General features: G+C 60.0%; 15 protein-coding genes. 10 read left to right on the top strand and 5 right to left on the bottom strand.

The annotated features are described in order from the left end of the window. Positions 1–104: 104 nt before the first annotated feature. Both IEX36_RS11325 and IEX36_RS11320 read right to left on the bottom strand, forming a co-directional pair. Positions 105–1064, bottom strand: a complete 960-nt coding sequence (locus IEX36_RS11325) for a quinone oxidoreductase family protein (protein ID WP_188759400.1) — start codon at positions 1062–1064, stop codon at positions 105–107. A 24-nt stretch (positions 1065–1088) separates the two neighbouring features. Beyond that, complete coding sequence (locus tag IEX36_RS11320) at positions 1089–2201, bottom strand: A/G-specific adenine glycosylase (RefSeq protein WP_229668899.1); 1113 nt, start codon at positions 2199–2201, stop codon at positions 1089–1091. Between the two features lie 84 nt (positions 2202–2285). On the opposite strand from IEX36_RS11320, the gene IEX36_RS11315 reads away from it, so the two are divergent. From IEX36_RS11315 to IEX36_RS11290, 6 genes are all read left to right on the top strand, one after another. After that, entirely contained in the window at positions 2286–3695 is a 1410-nt protein-coding gene (locus tag IEX36_RS11315) for an MGH1-like glycoside hydrolase domain-containing protein (RefSeq protein ID WP_188759398.1), read from the top strand. A 13-nt stretch (positions 3696–3708) separates the two neighbouring features. Next, positions 3709–4008 (top strand): ArsR/SmtB family transcription factor, encoded by a 300-nt coding sequence (locus IEX36_RS11310; RefSeq protein ID WP_188759397.1) that lies wholly within the window; start codon positions 3709–3711, stop codon positions 4006–4008. A gap of 91 nt (positions 4009–4099) precedes the next feature. Continuing rightward, entirely contained in the window at positions 4100–4849 is a 750-nt protein-coding gene (locus IEX36_RS11305; RefSeq protein ID WP_188759396.1) for a glucose 1-dehydrogenase, read from the top strand. Between the two features lie 434 nt (positions 4850–5283). Further along, positions 5284–6099 carry an NF038132 family protein gene (locus IEX36_RS11300; protein ID WP_229668898.1) on the top strand — a complete coding sequence of 272 codons (816 nt, stop codon included), beginning with the start codon at positions 5284–5286 and terminating at the stop codon, positions 6097–6099. A gap of 260 nt (positions 6100–6359) precedes the next feature. Next, positions 6360–6905: a cupin domain-containing protein gene (locus IEX36_RS11295; RefSeq protein ID WP_188759394.1), complete on the top strand. Its 546-nt coding sequence runs from the start codon at positions 6360–6362 to the stop codon at positions 6903–6905. A gap of 132 nt (positions 6906–7037) precedes the next feature. Beyond that, a complete protein-coding gene (locus IEX36_RS11290; RefSeq protein ID WP_188759393.1) occupies positions 7038–7724 on the top strand; it encodes a TIGR03435 family protein in 687 nt (228 codons plus the stop codon). Positions 7725–8088: 364 nt separating this feature from the next. On the opposite strand, the gene IEX36_RS11285 is transcribed toward IEX36_RS11290, so the two are convergent. Both IEX36_RS11285 and IEX36_RS11280 read right to left on the bottom strand, forming a co-directional pair. Continuing rightward, entirely contained in the window at positions 8089–9045 is a 957-nt protein-coding gene (locus IEX36_RS11285; protein ID WP_188759392.1) for a cation diffusion facilitator family transporter, read from the bottom strand. 42 nt (positions 9046–9087) lie between these two features. Next, positions 9088–9579: a DUF3592 domain-containing protein gene (locus tag IEX36_RS11280; RefSeq protein ID WP_188759391.1), complete on the bottom strand. Its 492-nt coding sequence runs from the start codon at positions 9577–9579 to the stop codon at positions 9088–9090. Positions 9580–9774: 195 nt separating this feature from the next. On the opposite strand from IEX36_RS11280, the gene IEX36_RS11275 reads away from it, so the two are divergent. The 4 genes from IEX36_RS11275 (at position 9775) to IEX36_RS11260 (ending at position 17731) form a co-directional block, all read left to right on the top strand. Beyond that, positions 9775–11388 carry a hypothetical protein gene (locus IEX36_RS11275; protein ID WP_229668897.1) on the top strand — a complete coding sequence of 538 codons (1614 nt, stop codon included), beginning with the start codon at positions 9775–9777 and terminating at the stop codon, positions 11386–11388. Positions 11389–11440: 52 nt separating this feature from the next. Beyond that, positions 11441–12088: an ATP-dependent protease subunit HslV gene (gene hslV / locus IEX36_RS11270; RefSeq protein WP_308422298.1), complete on the top strand. Its 648-nt coding sequence runs from the start codon at positions 11441–11443 to the stop codon at positions 12086–12088. 40 nt (positions 12089–12128) lie between these two features. Beyond that, on the top strand, positions 12129–13709 hold the full coding sequence (gene hslU, locus IEX36_RS11265) for an ATP-dependent protease ATPase subunit HslU (protein WP_188759390.1): 1581 nt from the start codon (positions 12129–12131) through the stop codon (positions 13707–13709). 404 nt (positions 13710–14113) lie between these two features. Beyond that, entirely contained in the window at positions 14114–17731 is a 3618-nt protein-coding gene (locus IEX36_RS11260; RefSeq protein ID WP_188759389.1) for a TonB-dependent receptor, read from the top strand. A 66-nt stretch (positions 17732–17797) separates the two neighbouring features. On the opposite strand, the gene IEX36_RS11255 is transcribed toward IEX36_RS11260, so the two are convergent. Further along, positions 17798–18793 carry a transaldolase gene (locus IEX36_RS11255; protein WP_188759388.1) on the bottom strand — a complete coding sequence of 332 codons (996 nt, stop codon included), beginning with the start codon at positions 18791–18793 and terminating at the stop codon, positions 17798–17800. Positions 18794–18807: the final 14 nt, after the last annotated feature.

Genomic DNA, 18807 nt, shown 5'->3' with positions numbered 1-18807 from the left:
CCTTGGCATTGATCACAGCTGAAGCGAAGAATACGGCGCCGCCGGACGCCGTGTTCTTTTTCAGCGAGTAGCGAAGTGTGGAGTGTGTCCTGATCCGAGGTCGATCAAGGCAGAAACACGACTCGTGTGCCTCGTTCAGGTGCAACCCATACCTGCTCCACATCGCGTAGCGGCGCGGTCTTGACGTCGATGGCAAAAGGACTTTTCGCGGCCTCTGCAAAAAACTCCTTCAGTGCGCTGTAGATCTGCTCCATCGATGCGCTGCCAAATCCGCTGCCCATCAACTCCAGTCCTGCGCTGCGCAACGTCGCTCCAGCCAGCGAGACCGTCTTGCCCGCGCTCTCGCCGATCTCGATATACCGTATGCGCGCCGTCTTGTGCTGCAATCCCTTTTGCGAGATGGCCGCCAGCAGGGCTTCTGCGGGCGCGCCCCACAGATAATCGAGCACTACATCCACGCCGCCTGCAAGCGCATCGCGAAACGCTGCCGTCAGAGCCGCGCGCTCCTGCTCAAGCGAGATGACAGCATCAGCCCCAAGTTTTTGAAGACTAGCCAATGCCGCGGGATTGCGGCCCGCGGCAACAATCCTCTTTGCGCCCAGCCGTCGCGCAATCTGTACAGAGAGCTGCCCCGCAACGCCTGTCGCGCCAAGAATCAGCACGCTCTCTCCCGCGACAAAACGCGCACGCGCCGTGAGCGCTACCCACGAAGACATTCCCGGATTCCCCAGCGCTGCGGCTGCTGCATCCTCCAAGCCATCGGGCAAAGCCGCGCACATCTCCGATCGAGCCACTGCCAGCTCCGCAAACGTGCCCGACAAAGGCCGCGCAGAGCCAAAGAAGACGCGCCTTCCGTCCGCCGTGTGACCTACACCGTCCACGCCCGGCACAAAAGGCAACACGCCTGTGCTGCCATAGTGCGTTCCATTTGCAAGCGCTCGAACAATCGGGTGCAATCCCGCCGCAGACACCTTCAGCAACGTTTCGCCTTCACCAGCTACCGGCGTCTCAAAGCTCCCGTAGCGTGGCGGAGCATCATACGCATGAACAACCGCTGCATTCATCGCATACCTCGCAGTAGCTAAATTCTATTCATCCTCTGGCATCCGCAGCGGAGCCACTTCCATCACATCCAGCCGCTGCAGGACCTTCCGCGTCAATCCTGTCAACGGCTGCTGCTGCAGACGATTCGTGCGTATCCAGAAGAGATCGTTCTTCGCCGCCGGAATCGCCCGTCGCAAGGCCTGGTCCTGGGGTCCGCGCGGGGCGAATACCTGCACATAGTAATTCGTATTGGTAATGGAGTGACGCAGCCGCAGCATCGGCTCGCGTCCCTCAACTCCATCCTGCGGCAGCGCGGGTAGCTCGTACATGCCCGGCATCAGACTTGCATCGTTCGCGCGCCGCTCCAGTAGCACCTCGGTCAGCGTGCCGCGCTTGCGCAGGCTCAACAGGTATGCCGCAGGCAGGCTGCGCTGGCTTTTTCGCTTCGGCGTAATGTGCTCGCCACGTGTCTGGCAGAGCGAATACAAGGGGCACTGCAAGCACAGTGGAGTGCGCGGCAGACACAGCGTCGCGCCAAGTTCCATCATCGCCTGATTGTGATCGCCTGCCGCATTGGACGTCTCCGTCATCTTCTTCTTCGGCACCAGCGCGGCGGCCTGCATCTGCACAAACGTCTTACCCGCGGCAGTGCCTTCTTCATCGCGTCCGGTTACACGCAAGAGCACTCGCTCCACATTGCCGTCCACCACTGCGATGCTTTCGCCAAACGCAATGCTCGCAATCGCCGCTGATGTGTAATCGCCCACGCCCGGCAGCGTTCGCAGCTCCGCTGAAGTCATCGGCAGGACGCCACCGCGCTCGCGCAGAATGAACTTTGCGGCTTTGTGCAGCATGCGCGCGCGCCTGTAGTATCCCAGCCCTGACCACGCCGCCAGCACGCTGGACTCCGGGGCCAGCGCAAGCGCCACCAGCGTCGGAAACTTTTTCAGAAACTGCTCGTAGTGATCAATCACCGCCACGACGCGCGTCTGCTGCAGCATCACCTCAGAGACCCACGTCCTGTACGGATCATCGACGCCGCGCCACGGCAGGTCGCGCGCGTGCTCCTTATACCAGCTCATCAGCCTGCGCCGCAGCAGCGTCGCCTCTGGACTGTCAGCTTCAAACGACAGCTCCGCTGCCTTTGCTTCTTTCAATCGCCGTCGTGCACACATAATTGAAGGTCAGTCTACAATCCTGACTCACGAGCTTCATACTCCGGGTCTAAACTAAATTCAGTCATGCATGAAAAGACTTTCTCCCCCATAAAACGCAGAGACTTCCTCAAGCTGGCCACGCTCGCCGCCGGCGCCACTCTGCTGCCTTCTTCTGCCGAAGCCGAAACCTCTGCTGCTTCCATCAAAACGCCAGCCTTCCCCGATAAAAACCCGCGCTGGCAGCGCACATGGGACGCGGCCATCACCGCGCTGGCAGGCAATATCCGCACACTGCCCTTCTACTCGAAGCCTGTCCTCATCGAAGGCGCGGTCTACCCAGGCATCTGGCAGGAGTGCGGTCCGCACGAGGGCCTCGTTTACGCCACGCTCGCCGAGTACATCCCTGAGCAACCCGGTCTGCCCACACCGTTCGAAGCCGCACGCAACAACCACATGGCCTTTTTCGCGCTGCAAAAGCCTGAAGGGGCCGACTCCGCAGGCCAGCTCCCCGATGCGGTCAAAATGTCCAGCGTGGGCTTCAGCCAGCTCCAGATGGTTGTGCCCATCGCCGCAACTGCATGGGAGCTTTCGCAGCTTACCGGCGACGACGAGCTGCTCGTCACCGCTTACCACGCCTGCTCGCGCTGGGATGCATGGCTCCGCCAGTATCGCGACACGCGCAAGACCGGCCTGGTCGAAGGCTTCTGCACGTACGACACCGGGCACGATCACAGCCCGCGCTGGGCTGGCATTCCCAACGCGTGCCCCGGCGGCGATGCGCGCAACTGCCCCGATATTCCGTCGATGCCGCGCCTCTGCCCCGATCTCTCTGCCACTGTCTACGGCGCGCGCGTTGCGCTCGCGCAGATGGCCATCGCGCTCGGCAAGCCCGACGAATCGGCACGCTGGCAGCAAGACGCAGAGACCATCCGCAACCTCATCATCGAGCGTCTGTACGACCCCAAGGACGCGGCCTTCTACGATCTCGACGCGCAGAATAAATTTGTGCGCATCCGCGGCGACGTCATCACGCGTGTGCTCGGCGAGCACGTCCTCAAGCTCGACAACGCGCGCGACAAGTCGATCTTCGAAGCTGTCTGGACGCGGCAGATCCACAATCCGAAGGCCTTCTGGGCTCCGTACCCGCTGCCGTCGATCGCGCTCGATGATCCTACTTTTGTCCGTCCCATTCCGCGCAACAGTTGGGGCGGAGCGACGCAGGCCCTCACTGCGCTGCGTGCTCCACGGTGGATGCCGCACTACGGCAAGCAGGAAGCGCTCGACCACATGATGCATCAGTGGTGCGAAGCCATCAGCCGCCACACCGAGTTTCGCCAGCAGATGGATCCGCTCACCGGCGACTTCACCCAGGCCGACCCGAGCGGCTACTCGCCCGCCGCGCTCGTCTACCTCGACTACACGCGGCGCCTCAGCAAATCCAGCGATGCAACAAAGCCCGCAGCAGCGGCAGACGCATCGAAGCCGACAGCGTAACATCTGTTAAGAGATGAAGGCCCGGGCCACGAACAAGAAGACCACACTCACCGACGAGCAGTTCGCGGCCATCAGCCGCGCGCTCGCCGACCCGCGTCGCTACGCTATCCTCCGCCAGATCGCCGCTGCAGATAGCATGCCCTGTTACTCTCTCGCCGAACACGAAGTTATCAGCCCAGCCACTATCTCGCACCATCTCAAAGAGCTAGCCGAAGCCGGGCTGATAGAAGTAGAGCGCGAAGGCCGCATCGCCAACCTCCACATGTGCCGCCCCACCTTCGACGCTTACCTGGCCCGTCTCGCTGCTCTCTAGTTGCGGAAAAACTTCTGAATCTCGTCTACCCTCTCTGCATCTATTTCGATGACTGTCGAAATGTTCGACATGCATCAAGGAGATAGAAGTCATGAGCAAACTCGCAGGAAAGGTCGCCGTCGTCACTGGAGCCTCCAAAGGCATCGGCGCAGGCATCGCTAAAGAGCTGGCCGCGCAAGGCGCATCGGTTGTCGTTAACTACGCCTCCAGCAAGCAAGACGCAGACAAAGTTGTCGCCGAGATCTCCAAAGCTGGCGGCAAAGCCATCGCGGTAGGCGGCAGCGTATCCAAGGCCGCCGAGATCGACCAGCTTTTCAGCGAGACGAAGAAAGCCTTCGGCAAAGTCGACATCCTCGTCAACAACGCAGGCGTCTACGCTTTCGCGCCGCTCGACCAGATCACCGAAGAAGAGATCGAACGTATCTTCGGTACGAACGTGACCGGCCTTCTGCTCGCCACCAAAGCAGGCACAGCGCTCTTCCCCGACGAAGGCGGCAGCATCATCAACATAGGCTCCGTCGTCGCGGAGAACACGCCTGCAGGTTCCGCGGTCTACACCGGCACCAAAGGCGCGGTCGACGCCATTACACGCGTGTTGGCAAAAGAGCTTGGCCCGAAAAAGATCCGCGTCAACGCCGTCAACCCTGGCCCGGTCGTCACCGAAGGCTTCAAAGCCTCAGGGTTCGAAGGTAGCGACTTCATCAATCAAGCGGTCAAGGACACGCCGCTCGGACGCATCGGGTATCCCGACGACATCGCCTCCGTCGTCGCCTTCCTTGCTTCCGACGACGCCCGCTGGGTCACCGGCTCGCTGCTGCAGGCTGCAGGCGGCCTGCGCTAAGCGAGCGAGCGGAGCGCACTCGAACCCGGCACCCCGAGCGAAAGCGCGCTCCGCTCCGTCTTGTCAAAATCCTCTTCCATCTCCTGAACACCCCTCGGAAATCCAGATCAAGCGCTTAGCTCTCGCAGCATACAAACTGCGTTGCCGCATAACCTCCGTGTGCGGGAGTGCGTCGTACAGGCAGGCAACATGCCTACCACTCCCGCTCGATTAGTGCGCAAAACCTTGCTGCATCGCGAATGCCTGCCGCTTTGAAATCTGCACGATGCAGATGGCCAGCGAAATGCTTTCACTGTTGCCGTCCAGGTTGCATCGACCCCCTCCCAGTCTCATTCGGCCCCATCCCGGCCCCCGTATTTATCTCGGCCCCCTCATTGCAGAAGTGGCTAGCCCACGCTCGAGTAGACCCTCATTCTGGACAGAAAGGATATGCCGTGAAGACTTCTTTACCAGTAGCTATTATTCGCTTCACTACCCTGGGCCTGGCTCTCTTCGGTTTAGCTGGAATATCCTTGGCCGACCCAATTCCCTCCGGCTGGACTTGCAGCGGTTCCTGCGGCAGTCTCGGCGCCAATGGCGTTGTGACGCTTTCGCCCACCGGCAACAGCTCCTACGAATACATCACGACCAACGGTTCTTCCTCAACCGCTGTTGTTCCAGGCGTTACAAAGACGAGTGAGACCAACGGATCGACGCTGGCGACTCCCGTCTTCTCTGCAACCAGCGGAACAGCTCTCAACTTCTATTTCAACTTTGTCACCTCCGATGGAGCCGGCGGCGGAACGACCTACGCCGATTATGGATGGGCCGAGCTCTTTAACTCTTCAAACGACCCGGTCGCTCTTCTCTTCACAGGACGGACCGAGCCAACGGGAAGCATCGTTCCCGGCTCGGGTCTACCGACCCCAGTTGCAACCCTGACACCATCCTCCGTTCCAATCATCGGGGGCGGGCCCGACTGGTCGCCCCTCGGCGGATACTCCGGGTCATGCTTCGGCCCCGGATGCGGCTACACCGGCTGGGTTCTCTCCAGCTACACAATCCCGACGGCAGGCAACTACTACCTGGAGTTCGGCGTCACCAACTGGATCGACCAGCTCTACGACACTGGCATGGCCATCGACGGAGTCACCGTCGGCGGAGTCCCGGTCACGCCGCCATCCACTCCTGAACCATCCACGCTTGCGCTCTTCGGTACCGGCCTCATTGCAATTGCCGGAGCAGCCAGAAAGAAGTTCGGCTCTCGCTGAAACACTGCTGTCTTCACATGCCCATTCGCGTCTCTTGCGTGAATGGGCATCATCGTTTCAGCAGCGCGATCGAGCCGTAGACGAGCTTGCCACGAAACCATGCGACTGTTTATCGGCATCGACCTCCGAAGGCGCGCAATACAACGTGCTCCACGCGTTTCCGTTCTTATGAGCACGATCGAAGGCGACCAGGCCCGGTTATACAATTACCCCGCACCTCTACCGACACGTAATCAGGAATCCAGCAAGAAAGGATCTCCATGAAGCGTCGCAGCTTCCTCAAGTCCGCAGCCACGGCCTTTCCTCTCGCACTTACGCCATCGTTCGCATTCGCCACGACACACTTATCCGACCCTGTCTCGAAAGAAGCCATGATTGTGCCCGCCGGACACGACCGCCTCGACGAAACTCACCCAGGCTTCGGTGGCCTCGAATTCAAAGTCCTGACCCGCGAGACGAACGGCAACCTGTTCGTCATCGAACATGCCAACGCAGTGCACGGAGGACCACCATTGCATCTTCATCTCGAACAGGAGGAATGGTTCTATGTCATCGAGGGCGAATTCCTCTTTCAGATTGGCGACAAGCAAGTAAAACTCGGCCCTGGCGAGTCTGCTCTCGGGCCGCGAAGAGTTCCGCACGCCTTTGCCGTGACCGGGCGCACACCCGGCAGAATGATCATCGCCTTTTCACCCGCAGGCAGTATGGAGGAGTTCTTCCGCGGCGCATCGTCTCCACAGCAAAGCGCAGCCTACTACCGCAAGCATGGCATGGAATTACTGGGGCCACCCCTCAATGGAACATAGGTAGACGCCCGTTTAAGCTTTACGAAGGAGATTGCACCCATCCGAACAAAGATCAAAGTTGTTTGTCTTTGCCTCTTCATCTGCGGCACTGTTGCTGCTCAGGAATCTTCACCACAAAAATCGGCGGGCATCTTGTCCTTCCCGGTAGCAACGATCAAGCCAAGCGCGCCGGACACCGCGACCCTCATGCAAATTCGCGGCAATCGATTCGTAACCGAGGGCACTACATTTCTGGACCTCTTCCAATATGCGTACAACATGCATTCGGATCAGTTGGCAGGAGGGCCAGCGTGGGTGAGGACACGGAAGTTTGACGTGATGGCCGATCCCGAGACGGAGAAGCGTCCGAGCTCTGATCAGATGAAGTCGATGGTGCAGCAGTTGTTAGTGCAACGCTTCGCCGTAAGGATGCACCACGAGCAAAGGGTGCTCCCTGTCTACGTGCTATTGAAGGCAGACAAGACGACCAAGCTCACGACAACAGTGTCGCCAGCCGAGGGCATTCCTGCGGTCGCTTACAACGGACACGGTGGACTGCACGTCGGCAATGCCACGATGACGAATCTTGCAACGTTCTTCCAGCGGTTTGTGTTGGATCGCCCAGTCGTCAATCAGACAAACATCGAAGGGCGGTATGACCTGGTGCTGCGTTGGACACCTGATCTCCCCAACCCAGGCGCAGTCACTACAGCCGATGGCGCTGCTCCCCCGGGCCTGTTTACGGCAATTCAAGAGCAACTAGGCCTGAAGCTGAAGGCGACGAGAGCCGCAGTCGATGTTGTTGTGATCGATCAAATCGCACAGCCAACACCAAACTAGCTTCGCTAAAGCGGCGTCATGTCGCCGGTGTATCTGACGCAAATGCACGCAGGTCCTTCGACTCCGCTCAGGATGACGGCTGTTGGGGGTGTGAGGGCTGACGTGGTGACAGGATGTCTGATGTTGTGGCTGAAAGGGTTGGAGGGTATGGGTGGGATTTGGCTGTGTCGGGGTCCTTCGACTACGCTCCCTGCGGTCGCTTCGCTCAGGATGACAATGATTGAGGGGAGAATGCCGGCAAAATTTTCTGCTAGACGATGTCTGGAGCCGTTCGCCTCCAGATGTAGCCGTGGCATCCGAAGCAAAACGCAGATTCCCTTCGGGAATGACAAACAAAGAGGTCTACACCTGAGAGAGAACGGCCCTAGTGGCTGTGGCTGTGGCCGTGGTGATGATGGTGGTCGTGGGCGCCGACGGCTTCGAGTTCAGGTGGGGAGCTGCAGCCGTGGGTGGTTTCGCAGCCGGTGGTTTCGAACTGGATGGTGGTGTGGGTGATGTGGAAGCGGTCGTGAAGTGTTTTGTTGAGGCCGTTGAGGATGTCGGCGCACTCGCTCATGGGGCGCTCGTCGATGGTGACGTGGCTGGCGAGGGCGTGGGAGTGTGAGCCGAGCGACCAGACGTGCAGGTCGTGGACGTCGATGACTCCACTGACCGATTGCATGGCTTCGCGCACAGCAATAAGCTGCACGCTCCTAGGCGTGCCTTCGAGCAGGATGTTGAGCGTCTCGCGGATGATGGAGATGGAGCTCCAGAGGATCATCAGGGCGATGATGATGGAGAGTACGGGGTCGATCCAGACCATGCCGGTGAAGAGGATGGCTGCGCCGCCGATGATGACGGCGGCGGTCGAGAGCGTGTCGCCGAGCATGTGGAGGAAGACGCTGCGGATGTTGACGTCGCCGGAGAAGCGCCAGAGTAGCAGCGCAATGGTGCCGTTCATCAGAACGCCGGCGGCGGCGACGTACATCATCAGACGCGGCTGCACCTGTACGGGCGCAGCGAGGCGGTGGATGGCTTCGATGGCGATCCAGGCGGAGAGCACGACGAGGGTGACGGCGTTGACGAAGGCGGCGAGTACGCCGGCGCGCTGGTAGCCGAAGGTCTTCTGGTCGGTTGCGGGGCGGGACTGGAAGTAGACCGCGACGAAGGAGAGCAGGATGGCGAAGAGGTCGGAGAGATTGTGGCCCGCTTCGGAGATCAGGGCCAGGGAGTGGGCGCGCAGGCCGAAGACGAACGTCGCGACGACGTAGGCAAACGTAAGCACCATGGAGGCCTGGAGGACGCGCTGCATTTTGCGGTTGGGGGTAGCGACCATGTGCATGGTTTAAGTGTAGTCCGGGGTGGAACGGGCTTCAAACGCAGCTTATGCGGCGGTGTCGGTGCGGTCGTGGGGGTGGTCGGCGGTGAGGCGGAGGCCGCTCCACGTGTCGGCCACGATGATGCTGTTGCCGGGGTTGTGTGGGGCGTAGCGCACTTGTACGGGCAGGTCGGAGCGGATGCCGCGGACCTGGTCGGCCAGGGTGGTGACGTCCTGGGCGCACTCGTAGGTGACGCCGGCGATGCGGTAGTTATAGACGATGATGCGCGGTGCGGGTGTGGTGTCTTCGGCTGATGGCGAGGTGTCTGGGTTGTTCACTTCGCCGACCATGGTGTCCATGATGGTGCCGTCGGTGATGCGGCCGACACGCGCCAGAAGCTCGCGGCGGTCACGCTCAAGCTCCTCTTCGGTGGGGCGTTTGCGGGTGAGGGCGTAGATGGCAAAACCGAGGGCCGCCGCGGCCCCTGCGCCGACGAGGGCAAGGGTCTGGGGCTCGCGTAGGGATGAAGGCAGTCCGGATGGAATCAACGACAACATTGGATTTCTCACCACGAGAATAGTCCAATCCAGGCGGAACGGGTAGGAGAGGTGTTGATGAAGTAACGGACTTTTGTGGGATAGTCACGGGGGCTATGGGTAAGGCGATGGCGAATTTTGCTGTTTCTTGTTGCGGTGGGACGATATAGACTTTCGCCGCAGTTTGAATTAATGCGCGGGATGAAGGGAAGCGGGATGGCCAATCGAGGGAATGTGACAGGGAACCGGCTGCTGGCTTTGCTGGGCGGCGCGGTGTTTGTGGGCATGGCGGGCCTGGGTGCGGCTCCTGTGCTGCTGGCGGCTTCGCCTGTGCAGGTGTCGCCTGCGACGATGCCGCGTGTGGGTACGGTGGATGAGCGGTTCCAGTCGTACAACATCGAGATGGTTGAGGTGACGGGTGGGCGGTTCTGGGCCCCCTATAAGAGTGGAGGCGCGGCTGCGCCTGCGGAGCAGCCAAAGCCGGGCGCTCCGGTGGGAATGGATCCCTCGATGTATCGGTATCGTCCGCCGGTGGATCTTTCGAATGCACGGCTGCGCAAGCTGGCTGCGGCGCTGGGGCCGGCGTATGTGCGGGTGAGCGGAACGTGGGCCAACTCGACTTATTTTGATGATACAGGTGGGCCGGCTCCGAAGACGCCTCCGGAGGGTTTTGGCGACATTCTGACGGGGCAACAGTGGAAGGGCGTTGTTGATTTTTCGAAGGCGGTGGACGCGGAGATTGTGACCTCGTTTGCTATCAGTCCTGGGGTGCGCGATGCGAGCGGCGTGTGGACGCCGGTGGAGGCGAAGAAACTCGTGGCCGCGACGAAGGCCGATGGCGGCAGTATTGCGGCGGCGGAGATGTTCAATGAGCCAAACTTTGCGTCGCTGGGCGGCGCGCCCAAGGGATACGACGCGGAGGCGTACGGGCGCGACTTCAAGGCGTTTCTTGCGTACGTGCGTGAGGCCGCGCCGGAGATGAAGGTTGCGGGGCCGAGCGCGGTAGGCGATATCGGCATGATGGACCACATGCCTGCGAGTATGCACGGGCTTCACGCGGAGGACCTGCTGCGCGCCGAAGAGCCGGGGCTCGATGTGTTCTCGTACCACTTCTATGGAGGCGTCTCGCAGCGTTGCGCGATGATGGCTGGTATTCCGCACTCGACGCCGGAGACGGCGCTTTCGAGTGAGTGGCTCTCGCTTACGGTGCGCGACGAAAAGTATTACGTGGCGCTGCGCGATAAGTATGCTCCGGGCAAGCCGATGTGGCTGACGGAGACGGGTGAGACGGCGTGCGGAGGCAATCCATGGGCATCGGACTTTATCGACAGCTTTCGCTACCTGAACCAGATGGGCGTGCTGGCGAAGCGCGGGGTGCAGGTCATCATGCACAACACGCTCGACGCGAGCGACTATGCGCTGATTGACGAGACTACGCTGGCACCGCGGCCGAATTACTGGGCGGCGTTGCTGTGGCGCAGGACGATGGGGACAACGGTGCTGGATGCGGGTGATTCGGGAGCGGAGAACCTGCATCTTTACGCGCAGTGTCTGCGGAATGTGCCGGGTGGTGTGGCGCTGCTGGCGATCAATGCTGACCGGACTGCCTCGGCTACGCTCGATGTGCCGGCGAAGTCGGAGCGGTATACGCTCTCGGGCGAGTTGATGTCGGACAAGGTGAGCCTGAATGGCAAGGAGCTGAATGTGACGGCGAGTGGCGATCTGCCGGAGATTCGCGGCAAGGCGCAGAAGGCCGGGCGCGTTGAACTGGCTCCGGCGACGATTACTTTTCTGGCGATCAAGGGGGCGAATAACGCGGCCTGCCGGTAGGCGCGCGTGGGCTGAAGCGGCGGGCTTCGAGCGAATATACTGAGAGATACACATGAAAGCGTCTGTCTCTCCTATCTCGAAGCTCGCTCGTTCAAAAAAATCCGCTCCCTCGAAACCGGCTGTGAAGGCGTCTGGCCATCCTTTGGATTTGGGTGAAGGGCGGCGGATTCGCTCGACGACGGTAATCTGCGTGCGACGTGGCGACTCGGTCGTGATGGCTGCCGATGGGCAGGTGTCGCTGGGCGCGACGGTGATGAAGGGTACGGCGAAGAAGATTCGCAAGCTTTATAACGACAAGGTGCTGGCTGGCTTTGCGGGTTCGACGGCTGATGCGTTCAGTTTGTTTGCGCGATTCGAGACGAAGCTGGAGCAGTATGCGGGCAACCTGGGTCGCGCGGCGGTGGAGCTGGCGAAGGATTGGCGCACGGACAAGATGCTGCGGCAGCTTGAGGCTTTGCTGATCGTGACGGATGCGAAGCAGATGTTTCTGCTTTCGGGCACGGGCGATGTGATCGATCCGGACGAGGGAATTGCGACGATTGGCTCCGGCGGCAGCTATGCGCTGGCCGCGGCACGCGCGCTGTTGCAGAACACGGACTTGAGCGCGCGGGAGATTGCGGAGAAGTCGCTGGCGATTGCGGGGCAGATCTGCATTTATACCAACGATCAGATGACGATTGAAGAGTTGAAGACGGTTTAGAAACAGCGGCTCACGACGATGAGCTGACGGGGAATTTTAGATGGCGATTTATTTACCTGGAACGGCGGACGATCAGGCGCTGGCGCTTGATGAGATGACTCCGCGTGAGATTGTGGCGGAGCTGGACAAGTATGTGGTGGGGCAGCATGCAGCCAAGCGTGCTGTGGCCATTGCGCTGCGCAATCGCATGCGGCGGCAGAAGCTTTCGCCGGAGCTGGCGGAAGAGATCATGCCGAAGAACATCATCATGATCGGGCCTACCGGCGTGGGCAAGACGGAGATTGCGCGGCGGCTGGCGAAGCTGACCAACTCGCCGTTCCTGAAGGTGGAGGCGTCGAAGTTTACCGAGGTTGGTTATGTGGGGCGCGATGTGGAGTCGATTGTGCGCGATCTGGTGGAGATCGCCATCGACATGGTGCGCGAAGAGAAGATGGAAGAGGTTGAGGACAAGGCAGAGCTTGCGGCCGAGGACCGACTGCTCGATCTGCTGCTGCCACCGACGCCTTCGACGGCTGCTGCAGGCGCCACGGGATTCAGTGGGAGCAATGTGATTCAATTGCCGGCTGCGACGCCGCACGAGGTCCACGATGGCGATGAGAAGCCCGGCGATCGTGAGCAGCGCACGCGGGAGAAGCTGCGGCAGCAGTTTCGCGAGGGCAAGCTGGATGAGCGCATCGTCGAGCTGGATGTGCGCGACAGGAATATGCCGAGCTTCGAGGTCATCACGAATCAGGGCGCGGAGGAGATGGACATCAACCTGAAGGACATGTTGCCTGGGTTGTTTGGCCAGCGCACGAAGAAGCGCAAGATGAAGGTGAACGAGGCGTTCGACTATCTGGTGCAGGAAGAAGAAGGCCGGCTTGTCGATATGGACCAGGTGACGAAGCTGGCGGTGGAGCGCGTTGAAGACTCGGGCATGGTGTTTCTGGACGAGATCGACAAGATTGCGGGGCGCGAGGGCGGGCATGGGCCGGATGTCTCGCGCGAGGGCGTGCAGAGGGACATTCTGCCGATTGTGGAAGGCACGACGGTGAATACGAAGTATGGAATGGTTTCGACCGACCACATTTTGTTTATTGCTGCGGGCGCGTTTCATGTGTCGAAGCCGAGCGATCTGATTCCGGAGCTGCAGGGGCGGTTTCCGATCCGCGTGGAGTTGCAGTCGCTGACGGTGGATGACTTTGTGCGGATTCTGACGGAGCCGAAGTCGTCACTGGTGAAGCAGTCGATGGCGCTGCTGGAGACGGAGGGGTTGAAGCTGGAGTTCACGAAGGAGGCGATTGCGGAGATGGCGCAGTTTGCTTTCCGGGTGAATGAGACGACGGAGAACATCGGTGCGCGGCGGCTGCATACGATTCTTGAGCGAGTGCTCGATGAGATCAGCTTCCAGGCGCCGGACCTGTTCAAGAGCCCGCGGACGGAGACGACTGAGGAGGGTGTGGTTGCGGCGGTTCACGCCTCGGCGCCACACGCCGGTGGGCAGGTTGCGCCGCCGCTGCCAGTGATTGAGCGGCAGACGGCTTCGGGGACTGAGAAGGTGATTGTGGTCGATCCGGAGTATGTGCGCCAGCAGGTGGCGACGATTGTGAAGGACCAGGACCTGAGCCGGTACATCCTGTAGGCCTCGTCCGAGAGGCTTAACACCGATTTGCACCGATGACACCGATTTAAAGGCAGGACGACCGCGGATTTCACGGATAAACGCGGATAAGACGGAAGATAGAATCCGTGCTTATCCGCGGAATCCGGTGGCTGGAATGTTTCGCGTGGAACATCTCGTGGTTCCTTGTGGGGTGTTGCGTGGATGCAACGCGCGGTAGCTCCGGGGACTCTAACCCGTGCATTACGGGTGTTTGCGAAATATTGCACATTTAGGGGCTGTTTTTTCACCCGAATTATTTCTTTTGACTAAATTTGCCCTCGGTGCTTATGATTTGGCTTCGCTTTATTCGCTAACGTGAACCATGCCCCGGGTTTTTCTTTCGAACTGTATTCGATCTTGAAGCACTTTTTTAGGAGGACTTTATGAATCGACAGGCGCAAGTTACCGGTAGTATCTGCAAATTCCTTCAGACGATATGGATTGGGATTGTTGCGGCGCTTGTCTGCGCTGGAATGTCCTGTCCTGCGCAGACCATCACTGGAAGCATTAATGGCACGGTGACCGATCCTTCGGGAGCGGTGGTGCCGAATGCGACGGTGACGGCAACTAATGTTGCGACTGGCGTCGCGACGACAACGACGACCAACAGTGATGGCATCTATAACATCCGCTTCCTGCAGATCGGCAGTTACAAGGTGACGGTGGAAGGTTCGGGTTTTGCCAAGGCCGAGATTGGGCCGTTTGTGCTGGAGACGGGGCAGAACGCGAAGATCGATTCGAAGCTGGTGCTGGCCAGCCAGGCGCAGAACGTGCAGGTTGAGGCCAACATCGCTCCACTGCTGAACACAGAAAATCCGACGCTGGCGACGACTCTGGATACGCGTGCAATTGAGAATGTGCCGCTGGTGAGCAGGAACATTATTGCGCTGACGATGTTTTTGCCGGGCGCTGTCAGCACCAACCCGAACGGGTTCGTGAATAACGCCTCGGTCTCGGGGCCGATCAGCACGAATCAAACTGTCTCGGTCAACGGCAACCGCCAGCAGACGAATCAGTATCTGCTCGACGGCATGAACATCAATGCGACGCTGGATGATCTTGCGGGCTACAATCCCAGCCTTGATGCGATTGGCCAGGTCCAGGTGATCTCGGCGAACGCGCCGGCTGAGTATGGCAACGTGCTGGGCGGCGACATTCTCTACCAGACCAAGAGCGGCACGAACGCGTTCCACGGCAGCGGCTTCTTCTTCCTGAACAACCAGAACCTCAATGCGAATACCTGGGCCAATAAACATGGCTCGACGATTGTTCCCAGGAACAGCTTCACCCGCGACATCTTCGGCGGCACACTGGGTGGCCCCATCTTCAAGGACAAGCTGTTCTTCTTTGGCGACTATCAGGGAGGACGCTACCACTCGGGGGGGACCGGGACCGCAACCGTCCTTACGTTGAAGGAGCGCACGGGCGACTTCTCCGAGCTTCTCAACCCGTCTTTGATGTGTTCCGGCGACCAGGGACTGACATCGGGCTACGTCACGATCAACGGCTTCAAATGCGCTTCGTACTCGCGGCTGATTCAGCTCTACGATGCGACGACGGCAGGAAACCCCGCATACGTCAACAACCAGATTCCCATTACGAACCCGGCGGCGCAGTACCTGCTGGCGCACCCGAATATCTACCCGCTGCCCAATCGCGCTCCTAACGCGACCAACACCCCGGCGAGCAGCAACTATACGGGGCCCACCAAGAGCCGCAACTACGGTAACCAGTTCGATGTGAAGATCGATTGGAGGGCCACTGACAAGGACAGCCTCTCGGTTCGCTACTCCTTTGCCAATCAGGGGTCAACCACTCAGAACGTGCTTCCTACCAGCTTCGCGGGCGCGCCTACCTACCCGGTACGCGGCGTGGCGATCAACGAAGTCCATACCTTCAACGCGGCCATGGTCAATGAATTTCGTGCAGGCTATACGCGCCTTCAGAGCAATGCAGCTTCGCTGCTCGATCCGACCGGGGTCTTCGGGCTGAACGGTGACAAGATTCTTGGCATCGGAGCCAACAATCCTGTTTCGCAGGCCTTTGCCGGATTCTCTGTACTCGCGTTTGGCAACTCTGCCAGCCCGCAGCAATTCTCGGCCACGAACGGCACGGAATACACGAACCTCGGCAACCAGAACACCGGTACGAACTACACGATCAACACCTTCCTCTATGGTGATAACTTCACCTGGCTGCGGGGTCGCCATACTTTCAAGGCTGGCGTGCAGTTCCTTCGCCAGCAGCAGAACAACTTCTATCCTGGCAATGATGGATCGCTTGGCGGCTTCTTCTACCTCGGTGCAGGCACTGCATCTCCGACGGCCAATCCGCTCGGCTATTCCAACACCGGATACGCCGCGGCGGACTACCTGCTGGACCGTGCAGGCTTCAAGAGCAAGGGCAGCGTCGTCGGACCGGTGGGGATGCGCTCGTGGCGCGATGCGTACTTCGTGCAGGACGACTGGAAGCTGCTCGACACCCTGACCCTCAACCTCGGCGTTCGGTATGAGTACGTCCAGCCGATCTACGAGGTGGGTAACAGGATGTCCACGATTGATCCGAACAATCCGTCGGTCATCATCGTGGACGGCAACAGCACGGCAGCATGCCAGGCGATTGGTCTGCCGTGCGTGACAGGCGCGAACGCAGGGTATGGCCGCGGACTCGTCGATCCTTACTATGGCAGCGTGATGCCGCGCATTGGTTTTGCGTGGTCGGCGACTCCGCGCTGGGTGCTGCGCGGGGGATACGGCCTGCAGAGCTTCATGGAAGGGACCGGCGCGAATCTGCGCATGACGACCAATCTGCCCTTCCAGGCAACCTTCGAGGCCAGCGGTGTTCAGGCCGTCTCGGGCAGCCCCGGAAGCTTCTTCAATGTGGCTGGAGGATTTGGCACATCGGCAGCTGCGTCCAACGTCTATAACGTCTGGAACAAAAACCTGAAGCCGGAAGCTATCGGCATCTATAACCTGACGGTGGAGTATCAGGTCAGCAACACCGCTTCGCTTCAGGTTGGTTATGTTGGCGAGGCCGGGCAGCACCTGGTTACGGCCAACTACCGCAACCAACTACACAACACGTGCATTGTCGGCGGCGTTGTGCAGAACGTCAACACAAAGACTCCGTCAGCGGCCTGTCTGGCACAGGCGCCGGCGCCGTTCTACACCACGCCTGGTGTGGGTTACAACGGCGTCATCCGCTACACGGACTCGAACGCGATGATGAACTATAACGCGATGCAGGCCACGCTTCGGCAGCGTGCGTGGCACGGTCTGCAATACACCGCCAACTACACCTGGAGCCACGCCATGACCAACAGCTCCGGCTTCTATGGTGTACCTAGTATTACGGCGGTCAGCGCCTATGCGGAGAATGTCTACAACCTGCACGCGGAGTATGGTCCAGCGGGTCAGGATGTGCGTCATGCAATCAACTGGAACCTGGTGTATGACCTTCCGGTTGGGCGCGGGCGGATGTATGGCGGCACGATGCCTTTCGTCGTCGATGAGATCGTTGGCGGATGGAGGGTTGGGATGAGCGGCGTTTTCTATACCGGCTTCCCGGTCAATATCAGCGCTACCAATAACTCCTCGGTCAACGGCAACGCGCAGCGCGCCAACCATTATCGGCCGTTGAAGATTGTTCACCGCAGCATCAACAACTGGTTCGGGACGGATCCTTCGGCTATTCCGTGCACAACGGCAGGCGTTGATAACGGCGTCTGTGCGTATGGTCAGCCTGCTATCGGAACCTTTGGCACGGCAAGTCCTACATCGGAACGGACGCCAGGCTTCCAGACCTACGGAGCAGAAGTTACCAAGGACTTCACCATCTGGCATGAACAACAGCTCAACTTCCGGGTTGATGCGGATAACCTCTTCAACAGTGCTTATCTGAGCAACCCCGCAGCCAATGCGAGCGCGAATACCTTCGGGCAGATCACGGCTGTGCGGTCTGGTCAGAGGCAGTTGCAGCTCTCGATGAAGTACCACTTCTAACCGAATGAGAAAGGCCCGGACTCGTTATAGAGTCCGGGCCTTTTTGCTTAGGTGATGAAGGGTGATTTAGCGGGCGACGGCGGGCTCGTTGAGCTCGGCAGCGCGCTTTTCGAGGCTGACTTCGAGATCTTCGAGCGCCTTCGAGAAGCCCTCGATGCCTTCCTTCAACTTGTCGTTCGCCATGCGGTCGGCGGCGTGCATCTTGTCGAAGGTGGCTTTGTCCATGGGGATCTTTTCGATCTTCTCGGCCTTGGCTTTGTCTGCGTCGAGCTTACGAACGAGCGTGCCCTGGGCGGCTTCGAGTTCGCCGAGCAGCTTAGGAGCGATGGTGAGCAGGTCGCAGCCAGCGAGCTCGATGATTTCGCCGGTGTTGCGGAAGCTCGCGCCCATGACGACGGTCTTGTAGCCAAAGTGCTTGTAGTAGTTGTAAATGCGTGTGACGGACTGGACGCCTGGGTCGTCGGCGCCGGTGAAGTCCTTGCCGGTGTCTTTCTTGTACCAATCCAGAATGCGGCCGACGAATGGGGAGATGAGCGTGACTTTGGCTTCGGCTGCGGCGACCGCCTGGTGGATGCCGAAGAGCAGGGTCATGTTGCAGTGGATGCCCTCTTTTTCGAGGACTTCGGCGGCGCGAATGCCTTCCCAGGTGGAGGCGAGCTTGATGAGGATGCGCTCGCGGGAGATGCCGGCCTTTTCGTATTGCGCGATGATGTCGCGGGCCATCTGGATGGAGCCTTGCTCGTCGTAGGAGAGGCGGGCGTCGACTTCGGTGGAGACGCGGCCGGGGATGATCTGGAGAATCTTGATGCCGAAGGCCACGGCGAGCGACTTGAAGGCGAGGTGCGCGACGTCTTTGTCGGTGGCGTTGGAACCGGCTTCCTTGCGGGCCTGCTTGAGGCAGTCGTCGACGATGGACTGGTACTCGGGCTTCTCGGCTGCCGCGGCGATGAGCGAGGGGTTGGTGGTCGAGTCCTGTGGGCGATACTGCTGGATCGAGTTGATGTCGCCGGTGTCGGAGACGACGGTGGTCATGCCACGAAGCTGTTCGAGTAGAGATGCCATGTTTTTTCTCCTTC

It is taken from the genome of Edaphobacter acidisoli (assembly GCF_014642855.1).
Lineage (GTDB): Bacteria > Acidobacteriota > Terriglobia > Terriglobales > Acidobacteriaceae > Edaphobacter > Edaphobacter acidisoli.
This window is presented reverse-complemented; position numbering and strand designations above follow the sequence as displayed.